The 23,957-nt window shown below is 41.2% G+C and carries 12 protein-coding genes; 3 read left to right on the plus strand and 9 right to left on the minus strand.

Annotated features, from left to right (window positions below):
* Positions 1-76: 76 nt before the first annotated feature.
* From ACT29H_RS02070 to ACT29H_RS02090, 5 genes are all read right to left on the minus strand, one after another.
* Positions 77-2,383, minus strand: a complete 2,307-nt coding sequence (locus ACT29H_RS02070) for a GH92 family glycosyl hydrolase (RefSeq protein ID WP_444819931.1) — start codon at positions 2,381-2,383, stop codon at positions 77-79.
* Positions 2,384-2,532: 149 nt separating this feature from the next.
* Positions 2,533-4,854 carry a GH92 family glycosyl hydrolase gene (locus tag ACT29H_RS02075; protein WP_444819932.1) on the minus strand — a complete coding sequence of 774 codons (2,322 nt, stop codon included), beginning with the start codon at positions 4,852-4,854 and terminating at the stop codon, positions 2,533-2,535.
* Between the two features lie 202 nt (positions 4,855-5,056).
* Complete coding sequence (locus tag ACT29H_RS02080) at positions 5,057-6,679, minus strand: RagB/SusD family nutrient uptake outer membrane protein (RefSeq protein ID WP_444819933.1); 1,623 nt, start codon at positions 6,677-6,679, stop codon at positions 5,057-5,059.
* Between the two features lie 12 nt (positions 6,680-6,691).
* A complete protein-coding gene (locus ACT29H_RS02085; RefSeq protein ID WP_444819934.1) occupies positions 6,692-9,688 on the minus strand; it encodes a SusC/RagA family TonB-linked outer membrane protein in 2,997 nt (998 codons plus the stop codon).
* Between the two features lie 512 nt (positions 9,689-10,200).
* Entirely contained in the window at positions 10,201-12,051 is a 1,851-nt protein-coding gene (locus tag ACT29H_RS02090; protein ID WP_444819935.1) for a metallophosphoesterase, read from the minus strand.
* A gap of 758 nt (positions 12,052-12,809) precedes the next feature.
* Here ACT29H_RS02090 and ACT29H_RS02095 point away from each other — a divergent pair.
* The 3 genes from ACT29H_RS02095 (at position 12,810) to ACT29H_RS02105 (ending at position 16,735) form a co-directional block, all read left to right on the plus strand.
* A complete protein-coding gene (locus ACT29H_RS02095; RefSeq protein ID WP_444819936.1) occupies positions 12,810-14,240 on the plus strand; it encodes an SDR family oxidoreductase in 1,431 nt (476 codons plus the stop codon).
* Between the two features lie 61 nt (positions 14,241-14,301).
* Entirely contained in the window at positions 14,302-15,450 is a 1,149-nt protein-coding gene (locus ACT29H_RS02100; RefSeq protein WP_444819937.1) for a serine hydrolase domain-containing protein, read from the plus strand.
* Between the two features lie 469 nt (positions 15,451-15,919).
* A complete protein-coding gene (locus tag ACT29H_RS02105) occupies positions 15,920-16,735 on the plus strand; it encodes a DNA/RNA non-specific endonuclease (RefSeq protein WP_444819938.1) in 816 nt (271 codons plus the stop codon).
* Between the two features lie 424 nt (positions 16,736-17,159).
* Here ACT29H_RS02105 and ACT29H_RS02110 read toward each other — a convergent pair whose 3' ends face one another.
* The 4 genes from ACT29H_RS02110 to ACT29H_RS02125 all read right to left on the minus strand — a co-directional run bounded on the left by ACT29H_RS02110 (position 17,160) and on the right by ACT29H_RS02125 (position 23,749).
* On the minus strand, positions 17,160-18,020 hold the full coding sequence (locus ACT29H_RS02110) for a DMT family transporter (protein WP_444819939.1): 861 nt from the start codon (positions 18,018-18,020) through the stop codon (positions 17,160-17,162).
* A gap of 317 nt (positions 18,021-18,337) precedes the next feature.
* Complete coding sequence (locus ACT29H_RS02115; RefSeq protein ID WP_444819940.1) at positions 18,338-19,213, minus strand: PKD domain-containing protein; 876 nt, start codon at positions 19,211-19,213, stop codon at positions 18,338-18,340.
* Positions 19,214-19,226: 13 nt separating this feature from the next.
* Positions 19,227-20,765, minus strand: a complete 1,539-nt coding sequence (locus tag ACT29H_RS02120; protein WP_444819941.1) for a RagB/SusD family nutrient uptake outer membrane protein — start codon at positions 20,763-20,765, stop codon at positions 19,227-19,229.
* A gap of 11 nt (positions 20,766-20,776) precedes the next feature.
* Positions 20,777-23,749, minus strand: coding sequence for a SusC/RagA family TonB-linked outer membrane protein (locus ACT29H_RS02125; protein WP_444819942.1), 2,973 nt, complete (start codon positions 23,747-23,749; stop codon positions 20,777-20,779).
* Positions 23,750-23,957: the final 208 nt, after the last annotated feature.

The raw sequence follows: 23,957 nt of genomic DNA on the forward strand, positions 1-23,957 counted from the left end.
CAACATTCCCCAAACACCCCATATCACAAACAATATGAAAATTTAAAATCCATCCATCAGAATCATTTGCGGATTGCTACAACTCATTATCCGACAATGAAGGAGGCAACATTTCCTTGCCCCAATTGTCAGAAGGCTTTGGCCCCATATTAAGGATCAAAGTTCCTCCTTTTACGATTTCACTGTGCTCAATCCAGGATAGGTTATAGTCAATACCATTTAACTGCACCGATTCAATAAATTTGTTTTGAGGTGAAAAATTCTTCGTCTGAATAATAAAATCCTTACCATTTTCTTGATGTATGGTGATTTTGCGGAAATATGGGGCGTTTATCAAGTAGTATGATTGACCGGCATTCGGATATAACCCGATCATATGAAAAGCCAGCCAGGACGACATGGCTCCGGAATCATCATTCCCGGGAATGCCACTCGGAGTACAATTGTAATTTTTATCGATAATAGCATGAATCCGCTCATTACTTAAATCGGGTCGTCCAATCCAGTGATACAGATTTGGACTTAAAAAAGATGGCTCATTTGCCACATTATACAGCCCCAAATCAAACAAAGTATTTAGCCGTTTCATAAAAGCCTCTTTTCCCCCTGACAACGCCACCAATTTCGCTACATCATGAGGTACCGATAATGAATACTCCCACGAGTTAGCTTCATAGAAAAAGCCGCACCACCAACATACGCAAATAGGCCAATCTTGCATAACCGGAGTATAGCGGACATAACTTGTTCTTCCGTATTTTGTACCACACTGAATGCTGTCGACCCAATTTCCATTGGCATCTTTGGGCATAATAAAACCTCTGGAACCGTGATCTTCTATATCGCGCCAAAGATTTTGCCAATTATTCGCCTGTTTAATAAACCGCCAGTATTCACCTCTGCGTTTTATGTTTTTGGCAACAATAGCTAAGCAATAATCGTTATAGGCATATTCAAGAGTGCGGTTCCCCGCCCGGACAAAATCGGTGGAAACATATCCCAACCGGTTATAATCAGTCAGACCACCCCGACCCTCCTTCTCCTCATTGTTTCCGGGAGGGATAGTCGCATCTTTCAACATAGCATCCAACGCCAGTTTATAATTTATTCCTTCCAACCCCTTTACAAAAGCATCAGCAATAACCACCTCGCCATTTGAACCACCTTGTGTTCGTCCATTATGGTTTCCGCTACGTGCGTCTGGCATATATCCCTCGCGTTTATAGATCTCTAGCATACTATTAATAATATCTACCTGACGCGATGGCGTTAACAATGTAATTAAAGGGCTTGAAGAACGATATGTATCCCAAATGGCATAAAAATCATCATAGTATGGTGCGTTATTTTCCCAAAGCGGGTTTTCGCCAGTCCGATCTACGGGCATGAGCATGGTATGATACAATCCTGTATACAACATTTTTTTCAGCTCATCCGGGGCATCCTCTTCCACTTCCAACCGCTTAAATATCGATTCCCATTTTTGCTGCACCTGTTCTAGGGTCCGGGAAAAATCCCAATGAGGTATTTCATGGTCAATATTAGCCCGTGCCTTTAATTCACTCAAAAAGGAAATACCCATTTTCATTTGCACATCATTCGTTTCTCCCGTAAAGGCCAGTATCGCACCGGTTTTTGCCCCCGTGTCAATCTGAATTTTTTGGTCGGGATACAGGCGCTCTCCCTTCCAGGTGGAAAACTCTGTAAAAGGCTGATCAAATACGGCTGAAAAGTAAACAGTATATGCGCCACCATTATTCCATCCGCCACGAATACGACTGTAGCCACGAACCTCATAGTCGGAAACAATCTCAATTTCAGAACTTACAAATTGTTGTGCTTCCCGGGCCTCGGGGTTAGGAACTGACGGTTCTCCCAGAAACTTTCCTAAATCAATCTTTACAAATCGTTTTACGCCCTGCGGATAGGAGAAATGATAGAAAGCGGCCCTGTCAGAGGTCGTTATTTGCGTTTGGATATTCCATCTGCTAAGATTTACACTGTAGTAGCCAAGTTCTACTTGTTCTTCGTTTCTGTGTGATGTGGGCTCTAAGGTAATGGAGCCATCCTCAGACAAAAAGGGCATCACCGAAATATTTCCATACTTGGGTCCCCCTCCGGTGCCACTGACATGAACCTGACTAAATCCATAAATTTCCTTATTGGGATCTGCAGAATAGCCACTATTTGATTTCACATCGTTATCGGGACCGGGTTTTATCATTCCGTAAGGAGCTGATGGTCCAATAAAAACATTTCCTAACCCCTCCGAGCCTATTAGTGGGTCAACAAACTTATAGTATTGTGCCTGAATAGGCATCAAAAAGAATAGGAAGATCAATAATAAGTTCCAATTTTTTAGAAGTCTGTTTTTCACCATCATGAATACATTTACTTATTTTAGATAATAAAAAAGATTGTTTGCAAAAACGACCACAATACCCTACTGTTTTACCTTTTAGATGAGATGCCTGTCTCCAATATTCATACAAACACAATATATTTCCCTTCTGGCAGGTGAAGGCAATCACTCTATTTAGTTGCCCATTGCTCATTGGGCGCTTTGCCCATATTCAGAATCAGCGTTCCACCTTTAACAATATCATTGTGCAAAACGTACCAATTTTGAAGTGCCTTACCATTCCACTGGGCTGATTGAATATATCTATTTTGATCTGAGTTATTTCTGACCTCTATCACTAATTTCTCCCCCGAATAATAACGAGGATTGAGTTGAATGGTAATTCGATCAAAAACAGGACTCCCCAACTCCAAAATAGGTTCCAATGAACATCCCCCCTTCATTGAAAACAACCCCATTTTCATTAACACTGCTAATGAACCCATCATTCCCTGATCTTCATCTCCATTGTAACCTTGATCGGGACTTAGGTCCTCATAAACCTCTTCGACAACCCTACGCGACCAATATTGTGTTAACCATGGCTTACCCAGATAATTAAAGATGAAGGCTGTTTGAATAGATGGCTGATTGCCATAATTAATCGGTATTCGCACAAATTCGGGATGCCTCTCTCTTTGATGGGAAGAACCGGCTGTAAAACCAAGTTTTTCAGCCTCCACAAAAGACTGGTTTAATAGAAAGGATACGGCTTCATCTCCACCCATCAACTGACTCAGACCCTCAATATCATGCGGCACAAACCAAGTATTTTGAGCCCCATTGGCTTCAATAAAACCATTTTCATATTGATAGGGATCAAAATCTGCTTTCCACTGGCCTTCTTTATTCTTTGGCCGCATCCAACCACTGATTGAATCAAATAAATTTTTATAGTTGTAACTCCTCCCTAGAAAGTACCGGAAATCATCCGTTTTATTCATTTTTTTTGCCAGCTGCGCCAAGGCCCAATCCTGATATGCATATTCTAACGTTTGACTAGCCCCATCCTGATGAGATCCATAAATAACATCTGAAAGCGGATAAGGAACATATCCTTTTTCCATATAGTATAACAATCCTCCTCCAATATTGGTATTATGTTCATAGCCAATTTTCTCCATAATACCGCCTGGCATTTGATTTTTTCTAAGTGCCTGATAAATATTTTCCAAGTCATCTTTGACGATCCCTTTCTGAATGGCACTGATAATAAATGGGTTTGACGACGCTCCCGTCATGACATAGGTATAATTACCTCCCGAAGGCCCCCGAGGAATCAATCCCCCATCACGGTAATACTGCATCAGGGATTGAACAAATTCATCCATCATTTCAGGATAAACCAACCCCCAAAGTGTATTGAGGGTCCACTGAGCTCCCCAAAACGAATCGGAATTATAATGATTAAACAATGGCTCTCCTTTATCATTAAGAGGAAGTTGTCCTATTCTGAATTCGTCACCAAAATTGTCGGGATAAGCTCCATTGACATCACTAATAATGCGTCTTCCTTGTAATGCATGCCATAAGTCGGTATAAAAACGTTGTTGTTCTTCTTCGGTTCCTCCTTCTATTTCAATTCGGGATAGTACAGCATCCCATTCATGGACCGATTCATTAACAACACGATAAAACTCCCATCCGGATAATTCCTCTTTCATATTTATCTCTGCATTTTCAACAGAGGTATAAGATATTGCCAATTTCACCTTCAAGGGTTTACTCAATTGATTTTCAAAATAAACCACATAATTACCGGTTGACGGATCTCGCTCAATGTCTTCAATCGGGGAATTAAATTGGGCCGCAAAATAGACTGTACAGGGTTTTGGCCGGCGGAATGTGGGCAGATTGGTTACCTGCCCGGTTATTAAGGTTGGCTCCTGTGCTTTAATAATTCCATTATTCATAAAGCTGGGCCCCAATTGTCCATTCAGATTAAAAAGCAAAGCGATTTTTCCATCACTTGTGTAACGATGAAAACCTACTCGTTTCGTGGAAGTAAGCTCGGCTTTGATTTGATATCTATCCAAAAAAAGCTGATGATAACCCGGAAATACCTGTTCTGTTTGATGATTAAAGCTGGAATAATAATCATGAAACATTGATCTCTTATCAATTAAATCCGGGTTTATAGGCATTATTGATGGACCAGCCAACTGCCACGCATGAATATGACTAAACCCCTTTACAGTATCACTGTCATATTTATACCCACTTTCCCAGGCGCCATCAATTTCCGTATCAGGACTTAAATTAACCATCCCAAAGGGGCGCGATGCAGAAGAAAAAAAGAACCACCGGGAATGGTTCGTTCCTAATAGAGGATATACTTTCTTGGCATATATACTGTCCGAAATTCCTCCGTCATTGTTCACCTCACAGGATAGCCCCAGAGAAAGAAAAAACAGACTCCCCATTATCCTGAAGAAAGATCGTTGTATGACCATTAGCAATATGAAATATTGATTATTATTGAAATTAATGAGAGACAGAAAAATACATCCCCATTTCCAAAACCGAACAGGCATCAGTTCTGAGGCATTGATACGTCAACCTAAATTATTCTGCCCACCTAAAAGGCACTAAAAACAAACGAAATAAGAGGAGGAGGTTTTTTGCAACCTCCTCCATCTACTAAGAAGTATGAAGTTAATAACCTTCATTTTGAGACCAATTGGTATTCTCATTCAAAACATAAGTTGGAATGGGGAATATTCGTTTCGTAAAATCACTCTTGGCTGTTGGATTGATGGTATTTTTAAAACCCCAGTCATCCTCAAACCTTCCAAAGCGAATTAAGTCATTGCGTCTCCAGTTTTCATCAAAAAACTCACGACCTCGTTCATCAAGCAAATCATCTAATGTTGGATCCGAATCAATGGTTGGCGCATTGACATACGAGCGTATCTGATTAAACAATCCCATCGGGGTATCTCCATTGGTGGCAGCTGCACCACGAAGAATAGCTTCACATTTTGTCAGCAAAATATCGGCATAACGAAAGATCGGAACATCATTGTCTTGACAGCGACTATACAACCCAAAATCATTGGGATCCATAATGAATTTATTAAAGCGATATCCTTGCGACCACCCGGTTACATTAGATCCTACATTCAGATTCTCATCGACTACTGTCAGTGTAATATCCTTGGTTAAAACAACTTGTTCTCCCTTATATTCAAACGGAATGGATGTAACCTGATAGGTAGAAGGATCATACTGATACAAGGCTCCTTTAAATAGGGCCTGATTCCTGCGATCTCCTTCCAAGCTAAATAAATCGGCAAATTCGGGATTCATGGCGAAATTACCGGCACATGACTTAGCGAGCTTCATCCCATAAAGTCCTGGACCACCATCTCCATCCGAATCACCCTTACGCCAGGTACGGAAACGACCATAGGTCAACCCATCTTTATTGGCTGCGGTATAAGGCATCACATAAATAAAATCTTTAATATGCGGCCCATTCGTTGGATAAAACTTTTCAAGAAAATCATCGCTCAGATCAAAAATTCCACTTTGAATAATGTCGTCACATACAGCCACGCAGTCATCCAGTTTTTCGTTATTAGCAGTAGCCGACCAACTTGCGCTGGTTACATCCTGAGTATAAACATTCCAATTGATATACAACTTTGCAAGCAGAGCATCCACCATCCAACGTGTCGGTTTGCCATAAGTCGACGCATCAACAGCGGTGGCCATGTCATCTCGAACCGCCAATAATTCATCTTCAATCCACTGTGCAACTTCTGCGCGCGGTTTACGTGCTAATAACTCATCTTCTTCCAGAATATGATCCAAAATAGGAACATCGCCATAACTGTCCATCAGAATGAAATGATAAAAAGCACGGATTGCTCGTACCGGGGCGGATATCACGGCTTCTTCACCCCCAAAATCCACAATCACCCGGTTACACTTGGTAATCCCGCTGGCCAAATCACTCCAATATCCCAGACAGGCATCATCCGCCTTAAAGTTATGTAAACTTGGATGGGCATAATTCCCGGAATCGTAATAGTCTCCATCATAACTTACCCCCATACACTCATCTGAAGAAAGGGTCATAGCCTCGTTGTATCGACGACCCAACACACCGCGAAAAGCATAATAAACATCCGAGGTTTTTGCTTCAATTGCTATCTCGGAATCCGGATAAGAAGTATACAGAGATTTTACTTCCACATCCAAATCGGTACAATTACTAGTAGCCAAAGCTATTATCGCAGTTGATATAACCAGTTTAATATTCATTTTTTTCATAGAATCCTAAATTTAGAAATTGATTTTAAGACCGAGCATGTAAGTACGGGTTCGTGGATAAAAATATTCACGGCTATCGATACCCGGAGTCAGACCACCTAACGATATTTCCGGATCAAGCCCTTTGTATTTAGTGATCGTAAATACATTATTACAGGTAGCATAAACATTTAATCCTTTAATGTACTCTCCAATCTTTCCAAAGTCGTAGTTCAAGGACAAGGTCGACAAGCGCAGATAATCACCTTTCTCAAGATATCTATCCGATGGGGCCTGAGCATTTACATCCTCAAAATTCTGAATTGTTGCCACTTCGCTCAACACATTCTTGCCAGATGCAACCATCGAAACAAAATTATACTGGGCGCGGGTTGAATTCAATATTTTATTACCGGTTACGCCCTGTAGAAAAGCCGTAAGTGACCATTTTTTATAATTAATGGTATTATTCCACCCATAAGTAAACTTAGGCTGCGCACATCCCACATTCGTTCGATCGGTTTCTTGTGGACTGGTGGTGAATTCGCCTGTTCGTTCCCCTGTTTCCGGATCATGCACATAGAATTGAGACACGCCGCTGTCGTTATATCCGGCCCACTCCCACATATAGAACGTTCCGATAGGTTCACCTTCCATAATGCGCTGAACAGTAGCTGTAGCATACCCCCCAATATTCGGATTGGCCGCATTGATATAATCCACCGAATAAGTTTGATTAGAAAGACTTATTACTTTGTTTTTATTATGAGAAAGATTGAACGAAGATTCCCATCGTACCGTTTCTGTTTGGATAGGTATAACATTCAATGATAATTCAACACCCTTATTACTTATCTCACCCACATTGGCCAACATACTTCCATAAGGATAACGGTTGGTAGATACGGCATAACTGTAAATCAAATCCTTTGTTCTCTTGTCATAATATTCCAACGTCGCTGTGAGGCGGTTTTTGAAGAAGCCAAAATCCATTCCAATATTAAACATACTGGTACGTTCCCATTTCAAATCCGGATTTGCATTACTTCTTGCAGCCAGCGTTCGATAATCAGAAGTATTTCCATTTGCATCTGTATAACTAAACCAACCCGATGCACCGTAGGTCTGGATGGCGGTAAAGGCATCAAATCCTAATGAGTTACCACTTACTCCATAACCTATACGAAATTTCAAATCATCAAATACATTCCAATTCTTAACAAAATTTTCTTCTATCAAACGCCACGATGCTGACACCGACGGAAATGTTGCCCACCGATTGTTTTCACCAAAAGCGGAACTCCCGTCTCGACGCATGGTGGCCTGAAAAAGATATTTGCTATTATAACTGTAATTCAGACGTCCATAAAAGGATATCATCCGCAACGTAGAAAGAGTATAGTCACTATTGATGCCCGAGATATCCATATTGTTGGCATACCCCAGGTTATAGTATTTCAAATCATCATTATAAAAATTGTAAACGGTAAGTCCAAAGCCATCGTTATCATCATTTTGCTCCCATGAATAACCGGCCATTATTCCCAGCTTATGGGCTTCATTAAAAGTTTTGTCATAATTCAGATAAGTCTCAAACACCGTTTTCTTATTCTCTACTGCGATCCGACTAGCCACTCCATTCTGAGAAGAATAAATCTGTGAAGCAGTGGTGTGATAGTTACTAAAGATGTTTTGCTCGTTTTGGTACGAGAGACTTAAATTATAAACCAACCCATCAAAAAGCTGAAGGGAAGCTTTGGCTACCCCTTGCAACCGTTTGCTTTCGGTATTGTACTCATCTTCTTCAATCATGGACATTGGATTGTAGTTCTGGGATATCCCTGAGCTTTCATACCAACTCCCATCTTCATTTTTTACCGGCACTAATGGAGAATAATACTTCATGGCATCAAGGACACTCGTTCCCTCAACCCCAAATGGCACACTATGATTATTGGTAATACTTCCATTAAGGCTAAACGACAATGTTAATCGATCATTAAGGGTTGTGGTTTCCAGGAAGGAACGCGCAATAAAACGATCCATCTCAGTCCCTTTGATAACCCCTTCTTTCTTCATATAATTAACACTTGCACTATAACTGGTCTCTTCGTTACCTCCATTAATAGACACATTATGGTTTTGACTGATTCCGGTCCGTTGAACTTCCTTCTGCCAGTCGGTGTCAGCCCCTTCATCATTGGGCAGCGTAATTCCATTCGCCGAAGCATATGAGCGAAGCTCACTTGCCGACATCATATCCAAATTTGACATCACATTGTCGGCCGCAATATAGCTACTATAACTGACCCGAGTTTTCCCGTTTTTACTCCCCTTTTTGGTCGTAATAATAATAACTCCATTGGCTGCTTTTGAGCCATAGATGGCAGTGGCTGATGCATCCCGAAGCACATCAATACTCTCAATATCTTCCGGAGAAACAAGTGACATTGACATCCCAGGCACGCCATCAATCACATAATAAGGTTCTTGGGCCTCGCCCGTACGTAAAGTAGATGCACCTCGTAATGAAATGGATGAACTTCCGTTAGGGTTTGAAGTCTGAGTAATAGTCAATCCCGGGACTTTACCCTGTAACAGCTGAGCAGGATCACTATACGCTCCAACATTCAAATCCTCAGCCTGAACGGTCGTGATTGAACTGGTAACGTCCTTCCGCGTCATGTTACCGTATCCAACAGCCACCACCTCATTTAGAAAAATGACGCTCTCAACTAACTCAACCTTTAAAAAGGAGCTATTAGCATCGATTGTCACCTCTTGGGTTTCAAAACCAATAAATGAAAAAACCAACGTTTGTGCATCCGATGGCACGCTCAACGAAAAATGACCATCAACATCGGTCATGGTGCCATTGGTGGTCCCTTTTTCAACAACAGATACCCCGGGAATTGAATTTCCCTGAACATCTGTTACTATGCCGGATAAATGAATATCCTGCCCCCAAATATTCAATGAACAACCTAAAATAAAGGCCATCATTCCAATTCTTAATACGACTTTTTTCATAAACTTTTATTTAGATTTGAATGCACAATTTTACACTCCATAAGGAATTTTCACCCGGATTTTTCATTCAAAAACATAGACATTTCATTCACGCTTCAATAATTCATTGAATTATGACCGAAAAATTCATGCGCTTGAATGTTTTCTACAAAAAACGGTGGGACAATTGAAACTGAGAGATGATATCACGATATCATTCCACACAAAAATGTATACAAAATTTATTCGAGTAAAATCTTTCTTAATTCAGGGGGGAATAAAACTCTCAAAAAATAGGCTTTTGCATATTCATCTTGTGTTAAGCCTGAACCTCATGCTCATTTTATCCCCGACTGGGGCGATAATAGCTTTTCCGGCCAAAGGTTCTAAACGGAACCTCTTTCAGACGCCCTACTTCGCGCCCCAAAGACTTTGACCTCTTCGATGAAAGATATTAAAAGAATGTATTACCAGAAGGATCGGCCCATCAATGAATAAGACCATGTCATTTTTTATGGCTCCAACCAGGAAGGTTATTGTGGATTCAATTCCACAATTGTCCCCTCTTTCATCCCGATTTTAAAATAATCAGAGGGTTCGCCATGAAGTAAATCATTAAAAATACTCATAAACAAATAGAATTCAACACTCAAAGAATCAACCGCACCCTTATTCGCATGAGTTTTCTCCAATTCTGAATTTATAATCGATTGGTATTCTTCTATCCGCTGAGCACCTACGTCGTTTAAAGCTAATTGATCACCATTTAAGACCCGGTAAAAGTCATAAATCATATCAATCCCTGTCCATTTAAAACCGGCTGTTGAATCAACAGGATCAATCCCTGCATATGCTTGTAAAGTAACGCCATCCGCATTAAGCATAAAGTTTCGAAATGCTTCCGGCCAATCCCTCTTAAGAAATCGTAATCGCACCAATTCCTTCAAGTGCCAATTCAGGAAATCCCCATAATTCGTGGCGCTTAATATCTCTTGATTCCAAATATCCTCCGCCCCACACTCCGTTAGATAAGCATACTCCTTTTCATACAGGGGAAATAAATTATTAAACCCGGGCACTGAGTCTAATTTTACCGTTTCAACAACCATCTCATCAGGATTCTTGATGGTTAATATCTTGTATGCCGCCGGATAGCCTGCAATTGAAGGCACCTGAATATTAACCAAAAAATCCCCGTTCTCATAGTGCCTTATTCCAGTATCATTGAGATGTAAATGGCCCCCGAAATGAATTTTAACACCTGCCTTGGCAAATTGAGCCGCAATATTCTCATCCGGCACCCGGTGTAATTGCATCTTTCCAACGCCAAACAATGCTTTCAGTGCTTCGGATGCGCCATCATAAAAATCAATCATTGGGTAATGACTAAAAACAATCAAAGTTTTATTTAAGCGCTCTGATTCCTTAACCACATCGGCTACCCAGTCTATCAAATAAGGCTTATGGGTAAGAACGTTAGAATATTCCCCTCCCTCTTTTAGCGAAGCCCTTTTAAAATTATTATCCTCTGCTGCCGAAGGTAAAAAAACATTGCCGTCAAGAGCCAATAACCACAATCCTTCTACCGGTTCGACCAAATAACTTGCATCCGGCAACTTTTTGCCTAAACCATCAACAAAATAAGACCTTTGAAGAATAGAAGATTGAGAAACAGCCTGACGATATTGATAGGCATCGTAATCATACGTGGTAAATGGGGTCTCCCAGTATACATATCCTTTCTGAGGGAAAAAACCATACTCTTTCAGAATATGTACGATCTCCTCATAACCTAATTTACGAATATCTTTCGTTACAACGACCGGGAGAGGATTGGACGATGGAGCCTTAAACAATCCTTCCTGACTCATTATGGCCTGTCGCTGTCCTTCTTTACCTAAAAAATCTTTTTTACCGGAATCCATGGAATATGGACCAACAGGATCATGATTCCCGGTAGTAATAAAAAACTGAATCCCGTAATTAGAACTATATTCCCCAAGTATTTCATTGATTCTTTTTACATTATACAATTGTCCGTCATCACTAAAATCCCCTGGTAGTATCACCAATTTTATTCCTCTTTTGACAACATCATCCAACGCTGATTTAAACGCAAAAAAGTTCTCATTAAAAATACGTGTTGAATGAAGCTGGGATTCCATGGTGCGAATAATGACATGCTTCCCCGTTGCAGGATTATAGACTCCTTTATAATCACTGTCTTCATAATCAACATAAATATCATTCAAATGAACATCCGACAAAAATGCAATCTGAACATCCTGTAAGATTGGACTTCCTGTGTTACTGCAACCGACAACAATCAGCCCCAATACAAACAACGCCAATAATCTGTTTCGCATTTCTTTTCGTCTTTTCATTGCCTCTCCTAAGAATTTAGTCCATGATGCATTTCGTCCTGCGTCGTCCCAAAGGGGCGGAGGCTTAAAAATTATTTCCTACACCTTGCCAGGTCAACTCAAAGAGGTTTTCCACGACCTCCAAATGGATTGTTTCCGATCCCCTCTTCCCCGAAAATTCCCTGCCACGAAAAAGGGTTCCCGATACTGCTGGCGCTCCATTCAACCATAAGTACAAAAAGTAGGATGGACCTACAATATTACCGTTTTTTTCTCACATTAAGCGGCTTCTAACTCCAATCGGACAATAATGAAATCACCAATTCTCTATTTTTCATTTTTAACACACCAACTTGTTGCTGCGTGTTATAACATCCGTTTTTTATGGGTTGTTTGACGAAAATCAGAAGCCAATACATTGACGCGCCTTATCAATGGCGCCATGCAAACCGTTATTATTCCGCTTAAAAATGTTCTTTCCCGGTTAAAAACAACCCACATCCGTGATGGAATACGAAAACTTTCAAATTTTAATTTATACCTTTAAGAGAATTTCAAATTTTTATTCCCTAAATTCATTTGTCAGAATACAACTTAGAGCTCGACACCCCTTAAAACAATAAAACATAACAATCACATCATAAGCATGTAAAACATACACATCAGTCAACTCATAGCAAAATCTATACTTTTCCACAAAACCTAAGATTTGGACCACTAAGCCACATCAATACTAAAAATAGGATGAAATTTGAAATCCACACCTAATAATTACTAAAATGAAAATTCTTCTTACTGGTGCAACAGGTTATATCGGAAAAAGATTATTACCCAAATTAGTAGATATGGGGTGCGATATCGTGTGCGGCGTTAGGGACAAGCGAAAATTCCATCCGGGAGACTCCATTAAAGACCGGATTCAAGTAATTGAACTTGACTTAATTGATAAATCCACCTTCATTAACCTTCCCAAAGATATCGATATTGCCTACTACTTGGTTCATTCAATGTCAAGCTCAAAAAATTTTGAACAATTAGAGAAAATATCGGCGATTAATTTCAGAGAAGAAATCCATAAAACAAATGTTAAGCAAGTAATTTATTTGAGTGGCATTGTAAACGCACAGACGTTGTCGAATCATCTTAATTCTAGAAAAAATGTAGAGATGGAATTGAGCAAAGGAAAATATGCCCTCACAACGGTCAGGGCAGGTATCATCATTGGGTCAGGAAGTGCCTCATTCGAAATCATTCGTGATTTAGTCGAAAAATTACCCATTATGATTGCGCCTAAATGGTTAAAAACCAAATGTCAACCCATCGGCATTTCAGATGTCATTAAAATTTTAACAGGAATAATGAATAACCACGAAGTTTTCAATAAAAGTTTTGATATTGGAGGACCCGATATTCTTACATATAAAGAAATGCTGTTGAAATTTGCATCTGTACGGGGGTTGAAAAGATACATTGGAATAGTTCCCGTAATGACGCCCAAGCTATCTTCGTATTGGTTATTTTTCATAACTTCCACCTCTTACAACCTTGCCAAATCATTAGTTGACAGCATGAAAGTTGAAGTTATCGCCCAAAATGACGACCTTAATCAATTATTAAAAATTCAACCTTTATCCTATACGGCATCCATTCAACAAGCGTTTAAAAAAATTGAACAAAATGAGATTTTATCCAGCTGGAAAGATTCTACAATTAGCGGAAGGCTAAATTTTAAAATATCTGATTATATCAATGTTCCTCAATTCGGATGTTATCAGGATATTCGCAAGAAAAAAGTAGTAGATCTTACATCCTGCATCGACAAAATATGGACCATTGGTGGTGAAACAGGTTGGTATTACGCCAATTGGCTATGGAATCTCAGGGGGGTTATTGACAAGTTTGTGGGAGGCGTTGGATTAAGGCGAGGAAGAACGAACTTAAACGATATTCACCCCGGTGATACGCTGGATTTCTGGAGAGTGATTTATGCCAGTAGAACCGAAAAGCGATTGCTGTTGTTTGCAGAAATGAAATTACCGGGCGAAGCGTGGTTAGAATTCAGAATACAGGATGGTTTTCTTGTTCAAACGGCCACATTCCGCCCTAAGGGATTACTGGGAAGAACTTACTGGTATTTAGGACGCCCATTTCACGAAATAATATTTAAAGGTTTAATCCAAGAATTAACCAAACCCAATACCCGGTCATAAATCATCGCCACAGAAATGCTCTGTTCAAGCGAAACCAACTTTAATTATTTAGTATAAAACCATGCGTAAACTCCTTTTTTCATCAATCCTATCAGTTGTCGGTTGGGCGATCTCGCTGACCATAGGTGCCGCCGCCTTTGCCCAAAGCACCGCTGACCACGATTCAATCCCTCAAGAAACATCTCAGGGGGATGTGACAGAACACCAAGTGCCTATCGGTAATAATATTCGGGAGCTTCCCAGGGGCAACCCCATTGCTGCATTTAGTCCCGGCGGTGCCAAAGCGAAGGCATTGGAAGATTTCATCAAGGAACAGAAAGTAGCCGGCCTCCTTATTCTTCAAGATGGAAAGATTAGAATGGAACGCTATGCGCTTGGACATAACGATTCGAGCCTGTGGTCCTCCTTGTCTGTTGCCAAGTCGGTCACAAGCACGCTTGTGGGAGTCGCAATCAAGGAGGGATATATTAAGAGCATTGACGATTATGTAACGGATTATCTGCCAAGCCTTAAAGGAAGTGCCTTCGACAGTGTCAAAATACGACATCTCCTCACCATGACCTCCGGCATAAAATGGAACGAAAACTATACCGATCCCACTTCTGACATCGCCCGGTTTGATAATGATACGACGCATGACGGCATGAAAGCCATTGTGAGCTATATGCGACGTTTGCCGGCCGAAGCAGCACCCGGCAAGAAGTTTAACTACAGTACCGGCGAAACCCACCTCTTAGGGGCCCTTATCAGTGCCGCCACCCAACAAAGCCTGGCGCATTACCTTGCCACTAAAATATGGATCCCTTATGGCATGGAACAAACGGCAACCTGGCGAGTGGATCGTACCGGACAGGAATTGGCCGGCTGTTGTCTTCAAATGCAGCTCCGTGATTTCGGCCGGTTTGGTCAATTTGTCCTTGAAGATGGATCCATTAACGGCGAATCCATAGTGCCCCACCAGTGGTTTCAGGAAGCCACCCAAATACAAATACCGCTTTGGCCAGGCGGTGGCTATGGATATGGCTGGTGGATCTTTAATAACCATAGTTTCGAAGCATTGGGAATTCATGGCCAAAAGGTTTATATCGATCCTTCCAGAAAACTTGTGATTGTCCTCAACAGTGCATGGCCCGAAGCCGACAGCAACGAGCGCCATTTCGCTGCCGCCATTTTTATTAAATCCATTACCGACGAAATTGATAAGGAGTAACCACCCCCTGTGCCCTATGCCTTATTTTAGATGATTAGACCTTTCGTTATAATATCTAAAAATCACACATCCAGACTTGGGATGGGACGGAAGACAGAATGTGTGGTGCTAATGGTAAATGGCTAGTGCGCCGTAATAAAAAGGGATATTTATTGAAATAAACAGAGATGGGTTGTTGATGGAACTTCCCATCTCTTCTGTCTCTTTGTCTCTCTGCGTTTGAAAATGGTAACGGTCACATTTCATCTTAAATCTTAAATCTATAAATCTTAAATCTAATAACCTCAAGTTTTGTTCCCCTGCCGCTTCGCGTCTCCGTGTTTATTATCAATAAAAAAACTGCGGCATGTCGAAAGAAAATTGAGCGGACTGATGTAAATTTGCGGATGTTTTTTTGATTTTATTCTAAACATAAAATGAAGCGAACCATCTTTTTTTTTATTTTCTTGTCTGCACAGCCCTATCGCTATTGGGGCAGAACTATCTCCCCCATTCCGCTGGTGAAATAATCAATCACACCGGCTATTCCCTCTCTTACGACGAGCAACACGAACAGGCCCAATGGGTTTATTATGAGCTCACACCCGACGATGTTAACGGAGACGTGTCAAGAACCAATGATTTCCGTCCCGACCCGAAAGTCTCCACCCGGTCGGCTCTTCCCGACGACTACAAAGGATCGGGCTACGACCGTGGCCATCTTTATCCGGCGGGAAGCAGTAAGACGAGTCGTCAGGCCATGTCCGAGACCTTCTATATGTCCAACATGTCGCCTCAGACCCCTTCGTTCAATCGCGGCATATGGCGAAGTCTGGAAGAAACGGTAAGGCGTTGGACCACTGAAAAAGAAAAATTAGTCGTGGTGTCCGGACCCGTATTCATCAACAATAAGGGCTGCATAGGCGCCAACCGTGTAACGGTTCCGGGCTACTACTACAAGGTGATCTACGCCCCCTATGAAGAGAAAATGATCGCCTTTATTTTACCCAATCAAAAAAGCGATCAACCACTCTACCGACATGCCGTAACCGTTGACTCGGTGGAAATAGTTACCGGCATCGACTTTTTCCCTCAGATGGAGGATTCCAAAGAAATAAGCCTGGAAGCAAAGGTCAATTTAATCCCTTGGAATTTTGACGCGGGCTTCACCCCCTCCTATCGTGCAACAACGAAAGCCGTGCAATGCAAAGGCATCGCCAAATCGACCGGGAAACGATGCAAAAATAAAACCACCAACCCCAACGGTTATTGCCGGTATCATCAAGGTCAGGCAGGACAAAAATAGAGGAAAGACAGAAATTTAATTTTCCGACCGGTTCGAAAATTGATTTCTCTTTGGGCTACTTTTACCTGCTTGCCATTCTCAGGATAGGCCGACCTTTTAAACATCGGAAAGGTCAGGCCATCAAAATTCCGAAAGTTTAATACGATCATATTAGTGGCAATGATATACACTGCACCAAAATATATACCCAGGGGTAATAATGCACATGTATAAGTTATAACCTTTAGGACGCATCCCAACGAAATATCCGTTGATAAAATCCGCTTGTGGTGCATCCTTCATTCCTTCTTTGAGATCGGCACAGTCAACATTCGTCCTTTACCATCAAGATACCCTCCCACCATAAGTTATTTTCCTTCATCCATGAAAATTCTATTAATACAAACCGGAAAGTAGCTTGCATATTTAAGTTTTTATAAAATTCTCAGGTAGAAAAGAGATATATGGCGATCAATGCCAAAACAAAGCCAATGATCATGGGCGTATTGGGAAAAACAGAATATATAACCAAGGACAAAACGATTGTTATCATTGGCGAAAGTGAAGTCATCGGTGATACCACTATCGCCTTACCGTAGCGCATGGCATACACCAATGTTAATGCACCAATAGCATTAAGCACTTGGATCATCGCCGCCAGATAAGGTCCCTTAAATCCCCAGTTAATATCCTGACTGAAGTCGGTCATCATTAAAGCAAAGGGAACCAAAAGAATCCCGGATATTGCCATGTAAGTAAAAATGCTCTCGGCCGACATCTTGTTATTGGCCACTTTCATAAAAACCCCTTGAACGCCCCACATGATAAATACCAACACCGATAATCCAAGCCACAAATAACCCTTTACTTCCAAATTTTCCGGCTTCATATAGGAAAGCAGGAAAATGGCGATCAGTGCCAAAACGATCCCTACCCAGCTTCGTTTATTGGTTCTCTCCTTCAAGATCATCACAGAAAGGGCAATGGTGACCACTGGATATAACGAGACAATCGGAAAAATAATATAGGCCGGTCCCTGGCGCAACGCTTCAAAAAGAATCAGCTGCCCTCCGGCACCGGTTAATCCAATCAGCAGTCCGTACAATATTGAACTAAGATTATATTCCAGTTTAAAATTAATCAGTTTTAATGCAACCAACGCACAGGGAAGCATGGTAAGGGCCCACATGGAATACCCCAATGTAGCAGGAAAACCTGCCTTTTCTGGAAGCTCTATTAAAGCACCCCAAATACCCCAAGTTATTGTTGTTACGATGGCATATATCAACCACAATTTTTTCTTCATGCGTATATCGATTTATTTAATGATGTTTTACAGTGAATATGACCTTCCGGAACCCGACCAAAAGTAGATAGGCATACGATACTTTCATCAGCATACAGTTTATCTAATTTATTGGTCTGATGGAACTCGCATGGTCCTAAGTTTACAAATATTCTTGTTGTGACAATCTCTCATAGTCATGTTCATTGCATGCCTGTATATTCTGTCCAAATCCTTTCACGGTCTGTTCATCTCTTTTACAAAATAATTCCTCAAAGATATAAGCAAAAACGGGAAGAGCACGATTTTAACCAGCATCTTCCCGCTTCGCTAAATCCTTATTGTTTATCCATCTTCACCACAATATTGTCGCCATAATCCTCATTGACAAGACTTCCTATATCCGACCAGTCAGAGTTCATAATGCTCATAAAGAACTGGAAAGAATCACCGGTAATGGCATACGATTCCCGAGGAAGACCAAATTCCATTTTCACAACACCATCCTCTTCCATTATGGTACCCACAATGACCGGATTGGAAGGTTCATAACCTACGAAAGGCCATCCCGAATCACCATTCACCAGGTCTACCATAGAAGGCCAGATATCGCCGTTATGGAGGTTGCCTTCTAAGCCATAATCCACGCCGATGCCTTTTAATGAAAATCCGCTAGCCAACGAATTATCGGTATCCATATAGATTCCAAAAATATGAGAATCCAAACCGGCACCTTCAACGGCGTTAAACTCTACATATATGTAAACGTTATTCGCATCATAATCAACGATGGCACCCAATACATCATCCTTACCTGCCACGATAAAGTCGGAATAGGTGACACTCTCCCAATCTTCGAAGGAATCATCATCCAACTGAATCAAAGATGCTTTATCAACTCTCAATACTCTGTGATATTCATAGGAAACACCATCTACTGCTGCCAACATGGTAATCAGATAATTACCTATCGAACTATATTCATGCACAACAGAGTCACCACTCGCGATTGTTGAGCCATCTCCAAAATCCCACGAGACATTCGTTGCGGCGGGCACATCGTTCACAAAGGAGATACTCATTCCGTCGATATAAACTTTGAAATCGAGTGGTGGCGGATCCTGCAATTCATATTCACCTTCATTACTACAAGAAAAGAGGGAGAGAAGTATTACAGGAAAAAGAAAAATATAGACTGATTTAATTGCTTTCATAACATCTGTTTTTTTAGTTTGGAACAACCAAATTGTTTGTACTTAATTCTCTACTTGGTATCGGATACACAAAGCGAGGATCGTTGGCCGGGATAAACGCACCGGGTGCGTCCAGGCCGGGCTCTGAAGAGGTGGGTATTCCATTGTAATTATCCAGGTGGTATCCCCAGTAATTTCTCTCCAGAGGTAACTCATTCCGTTTAATATCGAATAATCTGTGGCCTTCGAAAGCCAACTCAATTCTTCTTTCTTTCAATACGACATTCAAAACATTGGTAGTGGTAATATTATCTCTTCCCACGTCATACAAAAAGTCGGACATCGTACCGTATTCTCCGGGGATCATACGATTTTCACGAATCATATTGACATCATCAATAGCATTTTCTATCTGGCCCAACTGAGCATAAGCTTCGGCGCGATTCAGATATACTTCTGCCAGACGCAACATGACTGGTGAACTCAATGTAGAGCTATTATCCTGGTTGGAAAACTTACTGATAAAGTAGAGTAAGACACCATTTTTAAGTCCGGGATTCTGAGCATCAATGTATTGCCATCTCTGATCAACATTTTGAAGATCAGAACCAAATCCCATATCTTTAAGAAGAGAAAGCGACGCTCCTTCTTCTCCCCAACAGTTGTCACCATTATAAATCATAGAAGCAACCGACGCAGTCAGTTTATCATCAATCGTCAGGAAGGGGATACACCATATGGTCTCATCCGAATTTTTAGCATTTACAAAATAATCAGCATATGAATCGGCACTCTCCAAGCTATACATTTCCGAATTGACCACTGAGTCTGCATAGGCAATTACATTTTGGTAATCTCCTTTATCCAAATAGACGCGTGAAAGTAAAGCCCAGGCAGAATATTTAGAGGCATACCCTTTACTTTGACGCTCGGCAGGGATTTCTTCGCTCATCAGAGAAGCGGCACTTTTTAAACTGCCGATGATGTAATCATAGGTTTCTTCAAGTGTTGCTCTGGCTTTGGGCTGGGTATCCAAAGCATCTTCACGAAGAATCACTCCCGGTTCGGAAGCATTGGCCTGACTGTAATGTTTGGCAAACAGTCGCGTCACGGCATGGGTGGCAAAAGCCCGCAAAAAGTAGGCTTCACCTTTCAAATGGTTGGTCAACACATCATTCCCTTTCCTGTCGGCCATCTCAATAGAGACGTTGGCGCCGTAAATGATCTTATAGGATACTTCCCAAAAACTATTGATATTAGATTTTTCAGAAGAACGATCGTTGTAGCGGAAGCTGTTGGTCAAATCGTCTTCCGACTTATATCCGCAAACGATGTCGTCACCGGCAAAATCAATCAGCTGAAAATATTGACGCAAGTACCAGTTATTGGTTTCATCAGGATCCGGAAAGTCCTTGAACAATGCATAACCACCGTTTACCAAACTAGGTAATCCATCAGAGGTGGAAGTAATTTGAGTCCCAGTCAGCGCGTCACTGGGAACCACTTCCATATCACACCCTGTGACCCCAATTATGAAAGCCACAATTAACATATATAAAGATTTGATTTTCATAACAAAGCGATTTAGAAATTAATATTTACACTCAATACATACTGCTTACTGTTGGGATATCTAAATTCGGAATATCCAGGCAACCCATTCAAAGGATTGATGGACACTTCAGGATCTTGTCCCCAGAAGCGGGTAAAGGTGAATACATTGTCAGCACTCAAAGCCACATCGAGACTGCTAATTTTCAGTCGGTCAATTAAACTACCATGAATTCTGTAGGAAAGCGTGATGTTACGAATTTTAAAATAGTCACCATCTTCAATATATCTGGTAGAAGGATCGAAAGAGTTTCTGGCATTCTGAGGCAGTGGATGGGTAGCATCGTCACCCGGCTGTTGCCAAAGCTTCCAATCATCCCTTGGCATCATTGTGTTGAATAAAGGATCTTGCAAATCGTGGTCTACATATCGTCTGAAATAGTTATATATCTTATTTCCGGTAACAAACGAGCAGTTGGCACTCAAAGTAAGATCAGAGTATTTGATACTGGTAGAAAAACCACCCTCTACTTTAGGAATGGGGCTGCCATACTCCACTTTTCTGGCTTCCTGATATTCGTGCGTTAGATTACCGTCTTCCCCGACCCATAATACAGATCCATCGTTGGGATCTATCCCATGAAATTCTTTGGCATACCAGCTATAGAGCGATCCTCCATCACGATAAATTTGGGTAATACCATAGCTATTCGCATTGATAATGGTGTCACCACCAAAGTTGGTAAGTGAGTTTTTGTTAAAGCTAATGGAGAAGTCGGTTGTCCAAGTCAATTTATTGGTTTTTATGTTGGTAGAGGAAAGACTCAATTCAATCCCCTGATTTTTTACCGACCCGGTATTTTGCCATTGTTTACTAAAACCTCCAGAAGGGGGCAGATCACGATAGACTAAAAGATCTTCGGTCAGGTTATCATAAGCATTAACACTGAAACTAACTTTTTTGAACAACCCTAATTCCATTCCCAGGTTTATTTGTCTGGTTTGTTCCCAAGAAAGATCGGGATTGGCCAGCTGGTATGGAACGGCAGCGATAGCACCATCATATTGTGTCGTGTAGGCAAACTGCTCCAAATATTTGGAAGCACCAATATCTTTCATACCTGTTTTCCCCCAGCTGAGAATCAGCTTCAGGTTATCCACAGCACTCATTGAGTTCATAAAGTTCTCCTTGCTCAACAGCCAAGCACCGGATAAACTTGGGAAATGAGCCGTTCGGTTATTGGGGCTAAAAGCCGATGATTCATCGATCCGATAGGAACCGGTCAGGAAATATTTTCCCTGATAGCTGTAGTTAACCTGCGAAATGAACGACTGCATAACGGTATGATCGGGAGCACCACTAATGTTAAAGTTAGAAGAAGCTACCGAAGGAGCAGAAAGACCTTCCGGCATTCCCTGTCCTGAACCGTTGATAAAGTCATTGTCTGTCCGTTGAGCTTCCACACCAACCAAACCGCTCAATGAGTTACCGCCATTGTCAAAACGAAACTTAAACAAGTTTGTAGTAATTCCCCCATAAGAAATATCGGAAGTAGAACTGACATATCCGGTTCCGAAGTAGGAGATGTTGTCTGCATCTTTGGAATAAAATAGTTTTTCCATTCCATTGGAAACACTCAGACGATTGGTACTTCTAAACGACAGCCAATCGGTCAGACGGATATTCAGATCGAAGTCGTAGTCAACATTCAATGCCCGATAGTTAAGTTCTGAATTTTCTGCTGCCTGGATTGGGTTGATTTTATCTTTTGACCAGATTCCATCAGCTTCTTTGAAACTCCTGGCATTACCATCGGCATCATAGGGATCATCCCAAGGCATATTTACGTAAGAATAGTAAATATTCATATAATCAGTAGTTCTGGTTTTTGAACCGGAAATATTGATATTGTTGATGATTGAAATATTGTCGGTTAACCGATAGGTGGTGTTGGCTCTGAGGTTGATCCTTTTAAAATAGGTATTAAGAAAAGTTCCCTCTTCATTATAGTAACTTCCACCCAGATAGAATGAGAGTTTATTGGTTTTTCCGGTAGATGAAACATAATAGTTCTGAACCATAGCAGGCTGAAAAGCCTCATCCAACCAATCAGTATTAACATCGAGAATAGATTCGGGCCTTACCTGCAAAAATTTGCTGTCGTCAATCACAAACAACTGGTTGTCGCGGTACAACTCGCGTTGATAGTTGTAAAGAGTCCGACTGTCCATCATATTAACATTACCATGGTCAGCCATCCGAATACCGGTAACAGCCTTTACATTAATTTTCGGGGTTCCGTCCGTGGCTTTTTTGGTGGTAACCACAATCACACCTCCATTTGCCTGAGATCCATACATCCCTGTTGCTCCGGCATCTTTCAAAACGGTGATGGTTTCCACGTCGTTGGGATCGAAGCTTCCCCCAATAATTCCGTCCACTACGTACAGAGGTCCTTGAGGGGCACTCAATGATGAGATTCCTCGGATTCGCACGTCGGGGGTGGAGCCCGGTTGACCAGAACCATTAAACACCTGAATTCCGGCAACCTTACCCTGCAACATACTTTCAATGTTACTGGAAGTCACATCCTTCAGTTTTTCAGAAGAAACGGTGGTAACAGCACTGGTAATTTCATTTCTTTTTTTATCACTATACCCCATAACCACGATCTCCTGAAGACCTTTTACTTCTTCTTCAAGAACGATATTAATGACCTTATCATTTCCAACAACTCTTTCTTGGCCCAGAAACCCGATGAAGGAAAAAACCAATACATCATCAGGAGAGCTCACCTCTAGAGAATAAGCACCATTAATATCGGAGATGGTTCCTTGGGTCGTTCCCTTTATTAGAATATTTACACCGGGAATCGGTTCATTGTTTTTGGTAGTAACGGTTCCCTGCACAGTAAACCCCTGCGCAAGGACCGACGTACTCAGTATGCTCATTAGCAACATTATCAGAGCACTTGTCTTGGTAACTTTGCTGAAATACTCTTTCATAGACATTAGATTTATGGCATTTATTATTAGAATTACTTGTTTGAACTGATCACAAAAAGGAAGGGCTATATTCATTGTTTCTAAATCCTTACCATATTATTAGTTAAATACTGTTCGGTAGAATATGGCTTCTAAGAATCACTTCAAAGAGAGGGGACAGACTTCAAAAAACCGGCCCACCCCAACTCTCATCATCAATCCTGATCGT

It is taken from the genome of Thermophagus sp. OGC60D27 (genome assembly GCF_052400625.1).
In the GTDB taxonomy this organism is placed as follows: domain Bacteria; phylum Bacteroidota; class Bacteroidia; order Bacteroidales; family Marinilabiliaceae; genus Thermophagus.

What these genes read in the sequence shown, in the direction of transcription:
- ACT29H_RS02125 (WP_444819942.1), bottom strand. Translation starts at nt 23,749, where the DNA reads ATGAAAGAGTATTTCAGCAAAGTTACCAAGACAAGTGCTCTGATAATG.
- ACT29H_RS02075 (WP_444819932.1), bottom strand. Translation starts at nt 4,854, where the DNA reads ATGGTCATACAACGATCTTTCTTCAGGATAATGGGGAGTCTGTTTTTT.
- ACT29H_RS02090 (WP_444819935.1), bottom strand. Translation starts at nt 12,051, where the DNA reads ATGAAAAGACGAAAAGAAATGCGAAACAGATTATTGGCGTTGTTTGTA.
- ACT29H_RS02100 (WP_444819937.1), top strand. Translation starts at nt 14,302, where the DNA reads ATGCGTAAACTCCTTTTTTCATCAATCCTATCAGTTGTCGGTTGGGCG.
- ACT29H_RS02095 (WP_444819936.1), top strand. Translation starts at nt 12,810, where the DNA reads ATGAAAATTCTTCTTACTGGTGCAACAGGTTATATCGGAAAAAGATTA.
- ACT29H_RS02085 (WP_444819934.1), bottom strand. Translation starts at nt 9,688, where the DNA reads ATGAAAAAAGTCGTATTAAGAATTGGAATGATGGCCTTTATTTTAGGT.
- ACT29H_RS02120 (WP_444819941.1), bottom strand. Translation starts at nt 20,765, where the DNA reads ATGAAAATCAAATCTTTATATATGTTAATTGTGGCTTTCATAATTGGG.
- ACT29H_RS02080 (WP_444819933.1), bottom strand. Translation starts at nt 6,679, where the DNA reads ATGAAAAAAATGAATATTAAACTGGTTATATCAACTGCGATAATAGCT.
- ACT29H_RS02115 (WP_444819940.1), bottom strand. Translation starts at nt 19,213, where the DNA reads ATGAAAGCAATTAAATCAGTCTATATTTTTCTTTTTCCTGTAATACTT.
- ACT29H_RS02070 (WP_444819931.1), bottom strand. Translation starts at nt 2,383, where the DNA reads ATGATGGTGAAAAACAGACTTCTAAAAAATTGGAACTTATTATTGATC.
- ACT29H_RS02110 (WP_444819939.1), bottom strand. Translation starts at nt 18,020, where the DNA reads ATGAAGAAAAAATTGTGGTTGATATATGCCATCGTAACAACAATAACT.